Annotated in this window: 6 protein-coding genes and 2 pseudogenes; 5 read left to right on the top strand and 3 right to left on the bottom strand. The window is 62.8% G+C overall.

Annotation, left to right across the window (positions count from 1 at the left end; genetic code table 11):
* A partial coding sequence (locus UW3_RS29160; RefSeq protein ID WP_010227086.1) for a DUF2165 family protein occupies window positions 1-248 on the bottom strand: 248 nt, incomplete at its 3' end.
* Window positions 249-382: 134 nt separating this feature from the next.
* Window positions 383-1270, bottom strand: coding sequence for an EamA family transporter (locus UW3_RS0126145; protein ID WP_026001554.1), 888 nt, complete (start codon window positions 1268-1270; stop codon window positions 383-385).
* Window positions 1271-1482: 212 nt separating this feature from the next.
* Here UW3_RS0126145 and UW3_RS0126150 point away from each other — a divergent pair, with 212 nt between their 5' ends.
* From UW3_RS0126150 to UW3_RS0126155, 3 genes and pseudogenes are all read left to right on the top strand, one after another.
* Entirely contained in the window at window positions 1483-2904 is a 1422-nt protein-coding gene (locus UW3_RS0126150; protein ID WP_010227090.1) for a purine-cytosine permease family protein, read from the top strand.
* A 37-nt stretch (window positions 2905-2941) separates the two neighbouring features.
* Window positions 2942-3161, top strand: a pseudogene (locus UW3_RS30365) (hypothetical protein); the annotation flags it as partial.
* A gap of 100 nt (window positions 3162-3261) precedes the next feature.
* Window positions 3262-3483 (top strand): annotated as a pseudogene (locus UW3_RS0126155) (helix-turn-helix transcriptional regulator); the annotation flags it as partial.
* Here the strand turns inward: UW3_RS0126155 and UW3_RS0126160 are convergent.
* Entirely contained in the window at window positions 3478-3693 is a 216-nt protein-coding gene (locus tag UW3_RS0126160) for a TOBE domain-containing protein (RefSeq protein WP_010227092.1), read from the bottom strand. The pseudogene UW3_RS0126155 and the gene UW3_RS0126160 overlap by 6 nt on opposite strands.
* Window positions 3694-3907: 214 nt before the next feature.
* Here UW3_RS0126160 and UW3_RS0126165 point away from each other — a divergent pair, with 214 nt between their 5' ends.
* Both UW3_RS0126165 and UW3_RS0126170 read left to right on the top strand, forming a co-directional pair.
* Window positions 3908-5083 carry an acyl-CoA dehydrogenase family protein gene (locus UW3_RS0126165; protein ID WP_010227093.1) on the top strand — a complete coding sequence of 392 codons (1176 nt, stop codon included), beginning with the start codon at window positions 3908-3910 and terminating at the stop codon, window positions 5081-5083.
* A gap of 10 nt (window positions 5084-5093) precedes the next feature.
* A complete protein-coding gene (locus UW3_RS0126170) occupies window positions 5094-6194 on the top strand; it encodes a sigma-54 interaction domain-containing protein (RefSeq protein WP_010227094.1) in 1101 nt (366 codons plus the stop codon).
* The last annotated feature ends 181 nt before the right edge of the window (window positions 6195-6375 follow it).

Consider the following 6375-nt stretch of genomic DNA (forward strand, 5'->3'; position numbering starts at 1 on the left):
GCGACCTGTAGCACCAGCACGACCACCAGGGCGATTCGATGTGCAGCCGTGGAATGCAGGGCCCGGGACAACAGCGGGAAGTCGATGGTCGGTGCCTGGCGCAGCGGCGCCATCGCCATGGTCGCGCCGACCGCACCGAGAGAGGCGCGAAACGCCTGCAGGTTGTTGAGTACCGCGATGCAGAGCCAGAGGCTCAGGCCAATGGCCTGAACGGCCTGGAACAGCCAGAGGGAAGTATGCAAATCCATTTGTACGTCCGTGGTGGTTGAGCGCAATAACACAAGAAAACACTTGGATATTAGAGCCGTGCCTTCCAATGCACAACCCACAAGACGCTAACCACCCTGCGCCGAGCAAACATTGTCGGCGGTCATGCTTTGCCCTAATCGGCCAACCGGGCCAGCATTCGCTGGCGCAAGCGCGGGCCGAAAACGTTGACCAACAGCCCGGCCATCACCAGTAACGCCCCCCAGCCTTGCAGCGGTGTCAGGCGCTCATCCAGCAGCAGCGCCGAGGAACTCAGGCCCACCACCGGCACCAGCAGCGAGAACGGCGCCACCTTGCCCGCCGGGTAACGCGACAGCAGGTGGCTCCACAAGCTGTAGCCCAGCATGGTGGCTACAAAAGCCAGGTACGCCAGCGACAAAATCGAGCTCCAGCCAATGTCGCGTAGCGAGCGTTCAATCAGCTCGGGACCTTCCAGCCACCAGGACAGGGCCAGGAACGGCAGCGGCGGCACCAGCCCACCCCAAATCACCAGAGCCACCAGGTCGATGTTGCCGAAACGCCGGGTGATGATATTGCCCATAGCCCACATCGACGCGGCGCACAGGGTCAGCAGCAAGGCGAAAAACGGCACGCTGGCGCCGTTCTCGCTGCCGATCAGGGTCAGGCCGCCGGCGGCCACCAGCAAGCCCAGCACGCTGGCCGCGCGCAGCCGCTCGCCGAGAAAGATCGCGGCAAAAAACAGGGTGAAGAACGCCTGGGATTGCAGCACCAGCGACGCCAGGCCCGGCGGCATGCCGTTACCCATGGCCTCGAACAGAAAGGCGAACTGGCCCAGGGAAATGGTCGCGCCATAGGCGATCAGCCAGCACCAGGGCAATTGCGGGCGCTTGACCAGCAGCACCGCCGGAAACGCCACCAGGGCAAAGCGCAAGGCCCCCAGCAACATCGGCGGCAGGCCATCGAGGCCAACCTTGATGACCACGAAGTTGACGCCCCAGGCGACGATCACCACCAGCGCCAACAGCAAGTCCTTTAATGGCATTGTTCCCTCACCGGCTTTGTAATATTTCGCAACAGCATAACCTTATGCCCGAAATCATCGCACCCACCTATCGCGACGGATGGGCGCATCAAAGCCGACACCTTCACTTGACCGTATTTGTATATACATGCTCATATCTGTTTCAGTCGCCCACTTGCGATCGACTGGCGACCCGACCGCGACAACACAACAATAGGCGGAGATCCCGAGCAATGACCCAGGCCAATGCCTCGCGCAGCAAGCCCCTGATCGAGCGCCGCTCGATCGACTACATCCCGGAAAACGAACGACACGGACGCCTGTACAGCCAGTTCACCCTGTGGCTGGGCGCCAACCTGCAGATCACCGCAATCGTCACCGGGGCCCTGGCCGTGGTGCTCGGCGGCGATGTGTTCTGGTCGCTGATCGGCCTGCTGCTCGGCCAACTGGTCGGCGGCGCGGTCATGGCCCTGCACGCCGCCCAGGGGCCGAAACTCGGCCTGCCGCAGATGATCTCCAGCCGCGTGCAGTTCGGCGTGTATGGCGCGGCCATCCCGATTGCCCTGGTGTGCCTGATGTACCTGGGCTTCACCGCCACCGGCACCGTGCTCTCGGGCCAGGCCATCGGCCAGTTGCTCAGCGTCAGCGACAGTGCCGGCATCTTGATCTTCGCCGGGGTCATCGTCCTCGCCACGGTGTTCGGCTACCGTATGATCCACTGGATCGGCCGGGTCGCCAGCGTGTTGGGGATCATCGCCTTCGTCTACCTGTTCAGCCGCATCATGGTCATCAGCGACATCGGCCAGCTCCTGGAAAACCGCCACTTCACCTGGGCCTCGTTCCTGCTCGCGGTGTCGCTGTCGGCGTCCTGGCAGATCTCCTTCGGCCCGTATGTCGCCGACTACTCGCGCTACCTGCCGAGCAACACCTCATCGTTCAAGACCTTCCTCGCCGCAGGCCTGGGTTCGGTGGTCGGCGCCCAGGCATCGATGGTGCTCGGGGTGTTCGCTGCGGCCATTGCCAACGGCCAGTTCTCCGGCCGTGAAGTGGCCTACATCGTCGGCCTGGGCGGTACCGGCGCGACCGCCGCGCTGCTGTACTTCAGCATCGCCTTCGGCAAGGTGACCATCTCCACCCTCAACTCCTACGGCAGCTTCATGTGCATCGCCACCATCATCAGTGGCTTTCGCGGGCACATCGAAGTGACGCGCCGCCAGCGCCTGTTCTTCGTCCTGGCCATTGTCGGTGCCTCGACCCTGATCGCCCTGCTCGGCCAGCATTCGTTCCTGGCGGCGTTCAAGTCGTTCATCCTGTTCCTGCTGACCTTCTTCGTCCCCTGGAGTGCGGTCAACCTGGTGGACTACTACTTCATCACCAAGGAACGCTACGACGTGCCGGCGCTGGCCGACCCCAACGGCCGCTACGGGCGCTGGAACCTGCCGGGCATCATCGTCTACACCGTCGGCGTGCTGGTGCAGATGCCGTTCATTTCCACCAAGCTCTACACCGGCCCGATGGTTGCCCACCTGGGCGGTGTCGACCTGTCGTGGATCATCGGCCTGGTGGTGCCGAGCGTGCTGTATTACTGCGTGGCACGCGGCAAGGCGGCGCAAGCGCCTAGCCACATGATCCTGCCGGAAGCGGCCAAAAGCTGAGCCGGCCTGAACCGCTGCCCACCGCCCGTCGGCGGGCAGCGACCATTCGGCAGCCCAGGCAATAACGACATATTTGTATGCTGTAACCGATCTGAGCAACAACGCCAAGGCCCTGGCCAAGTTCCTTGCCAGTGCCAACCCCTACCTGCCAGAAGCGACACTCAATACCCTACTGGCAGCACATGCGCGAGTATATCCTCAGCCTTGCCAATGCCTTGACGGCGGCGCTGGTCAAGCAGTTCCCGGACAAGTTCTGAGCGAGGTCGACTGATGTTCGAAGGCCTTGGCCACACCCAACAGGCGTTGCTCACCGCCCTGCTCTATCGGGCTACGGACATGAGCATCGATGAGATGAAGGAAGTCGGCTACGAATCCCAGGTATTTTTCCGCTCCGGGGGCCCGGCGCAGATCATCGCCCACAACTGCGTGTTCCATCAGCTGGCCGAGGCTCACCCTGAAGTCTGTGAGCTCGACCTGGCGCTGATCGGCAGCCTGGGTGGCGGGGATGTGCAGCACCTGGAATGCATGCTGCGTGGTGGTCAGGTATGTCGCTTTCAGCTGGCGGGCAAGGCCTCATAGCTTGGCGATCGACACCTCGGTGGATTTGACGAAGGCAATCACTTCGCTGCCGACCCGCAGTTCCAGCTCGTGCACCGAGCGGGTGGTGATCACCGAGGTGACGATGCCTGCGGAGGTCTGCACATCGATTTCCGATACCACCGGGCCTTCGATGATCTCCTTGACCGTGCCTTTGAACTGATTGCGTACGTTGATCGCCTTGATGGTCATGCGCTGCTTCCTCGTCCTAGGGTGCACTGCCGCGCAGTGCTTGAAGTGCAGAGTGCGCCCGAGCAAATAAAATTAAAAAGAATAAATACGTACAAATATAGAACTAAAAGAGATATGTAAATCGACATATCGAAAGTCCTATAAGTTATTTATTTTCAGTTTTTTAGATCCCTTAGCATCAGTGCCACCCTCATAGAGCAAGTGAGCGCAACCTTTGCACAGCACGCCATCGACCCCTCTGCAAATCGCGCGGGAACTGACCAATGAGTTCGCCCGCACCGCGGTCGAACGCGACCGCCTGGGCGGTACGCCCAAGGCCGAACGCGATGCCATCCGCAGCAGCGGCCTGCTGGCCTTGAGTATCCCCCGCGACTTCGGCGGCCTGGGCGCCAGTTGGTCGCAAACCTTCGAGGTGGTACGTGAGTTCGCCCGGGTCGACAGCTCGCTGGCCCATGTGTTCGGCTTTCATCACCTGATGCTCGCCACCGTGCGCCTGTTCGCCACCCCGGCGCAGTGGCAGCCCTGGTTCGAACTGACCGCGCGCAAAAGCTGGTTCTGGGGCAATGCCCTCAACCCCCTGGACACCCGCACGGTGGTCAAGGACCGCGGTAGTTTTCGTGAATTCTCCGGCAAAAAAAGCTTCTGCTCCGGCGCCAGCGATTCAGAGATGCTCATCGCCTCGGCAATCGACGAGAACGCCGGCGGCAAGCTGTTGATCGCCGCGATTCCCAGTGGCCGCACCGGCATCACCTTGCACAACGACTGGCACAACATGGGCCAGCGCCAGACCGACAGCGGCAGCGCCACCTTCGAACGGGTACGGGTGGAAGAAAGCGACCTGCTGCTCAACCCCGGCCCCTTGAGCACACCGTTCGCCTGCCTGCGGCCGCTGATTGCCCAACTGCATTTCGCCACGATCTTCCTCGGCATCGCCGAAGGCGCCTTCGAGGAGGCCCGGCATTACGCCCTGCGCGAATCGCGGCCGTGGTTCAAGTCAGCGGCCGAACAGAGCAGCGCCGACCCTTATGTACTCAACCATTTCGGTGACTTCTGGGTGCGCCTGCAGGGTGCACGCCTGTTGGTCGAGCAGGCCGCCCAGGCGCTGGACCAGGCCTGGGCCAAGGGCGCGGCGCTGAGTGCCGAACAGCGCGGGCGCCTGGCGGTGACCATCGCCACCGCCAAGGTCGCCGCCAGCCGGGATGGCCTGGAGATCTGCAGCAAGGTCTTCGAGGTTACCGGCGCCCGTGCCACCCAGGCCTCGGTGGGCCTCGACCGGCACTGGCGCAACCTGCGCACGCAAAGCCTGCACGACCCGCTCGACTACAAGCTGCACGAACTCGGTGAATGGGCCCTGCGCGGGCAATTGCCGACTCCGACCTTCTACTCATAGTGTGACCGCCATGCAATTGTTGACCCTACCGCCCTCCCCGGCCCTGGCCACCTCGATCCGCGCCACGGCGCAGGTGTTCGAAGACCCCAAGTCGCGGGCCTTGCTGGCGCACCTGCAACGGGTCGCGCCAAGTGAAGCCAGCGTGCTGATCATCGGCGAGACCGGCACCGGCAAAGAGCTGGTGGCCCGGCACATCCACAACTTGAGCGGGCGGCGCGACAAGCCTTTCGTCGCGGTCAACTGCGGGGCGTTTTCCGAATCGCTGGTCGAGGCCGAGCTGTTCGGCCACGAAAAAGGCGCGTTCACCGGCGCCCTCGGTTCCAAGGCCGGCTGGTTCGAAGAGGCCAATGGCGGCACCTTGTTCCTGGATGAGATCGGCGACTTGCCGATGCCGATCCAGGTCAAGCTGCTGCGCGTGTTGCAGGAACGTGAAGTGGTGCGCCTGGGCTCGCGCAAGAGCATTCCCATCGATGTACGGGTGCTGGCGGCAACCAACGTGCAGTTGGAAAAAGCCATCAACGCCGGGCACTTTCGCGAAGACCTGTACTACCGCCTCGACGTGGTCAGCCTGGAACTGGTGCCACTGCGCGAGCGCCCGGGTGACATCCTGCCGCTGACCCGCCACTTCATCCAGGCCTACAGCCAGCGCCTGGGCTATGGCGACGTCAGCCTTAGCAGCGAGGCCGAAGCCAAGCTGTGCAGTTACGGTTGGCCGGGCAATATCCGCGAACTGGAAAACGTCATCCATCACACCTTGCTGATCTGCCGCGACGGGGTGATCCGCCAGGACGACCTGCGCCTGTCGAACATGCGCATCGAGCGCGCCGACGACAGCCCTGGCCCCGATGATTCGGCTGAAGGGCTGCTGCAGCGGGCGTTCCAGAAGCTGTTCGAGCAGCCCGCGGGTGCCTTGCACGAGAAGGTCGAGGATGCGCTGTTGCGCGCGGCGTATCGGTTCAGTCATTACAACCAGGTGCATACGGCGAACTTGTTGGGTTTGAGCCGCAATGTCACCCGCACGCGCCTGATCAAGATGGGCGAGCTGGCGGTGAACCGCAGGCAGCCTGCGGGGAGTACCCAGGGTGAGCGGGTACTGAATTTGTCTATCTAATGACCTCATCGCGGGCCCTGCACCAATCCTGTGGGAGCGGGCTCGACCCGCGATCGAGTGCGAAGCGCTCGCAATCCAGACACCACCTGATGTATTGGCTGGACTGGCCCCATCGCTGGCAAGCCAGCTCCCACAGGTACTGCATCTATCGCATGACCACTGCCAATCCTGTGGGAGCCGG

This window comes from Pseudomonas donghuensis (genome assembly GCF_000259195.1).
GTDB lineage: Bacteria > Pseudomonadota > Gammaproteobacteria > Pseudomonadales > Pseudomonadaceae > Aquipseudomonas > Aquipseudomonas donghuensis.

What these genes read in the sequence shown, in the direction of transcription:
- UW3_RS0126150 (WP_010227090.1), top strand. Translation starts at nt 1,483, where the DNA reads ATGACCCAGGCCAATGCCTCGCGCAGCAAGCCCCTGATCGAGCGCCGC.
- UW3_RS0126170 (WP_010227094.1), top strand. Translation starts at nt 5,094, where the DNA reads ATGCAATTGTTGACCCTACCGCCCTCCCCGGCCCTGGCCACCTCGATC.
- UW3_RS0126145 (WP_026001554.1), bottom strand. Translation starts at nt 1,270, where the DNA reads ATGCCATTAAAGGACTTGCTGTTGGCGCTGGTGGTGATCGTCGCCTGG.
- UW3_RS0126160 (WP_010227092.1), bottom strand. Translation starts at nt 3,693, where the DNA reads ATGACCATCAAGGCGATCAACGTACGCAATCAGTTCAAAGGCACGGTC.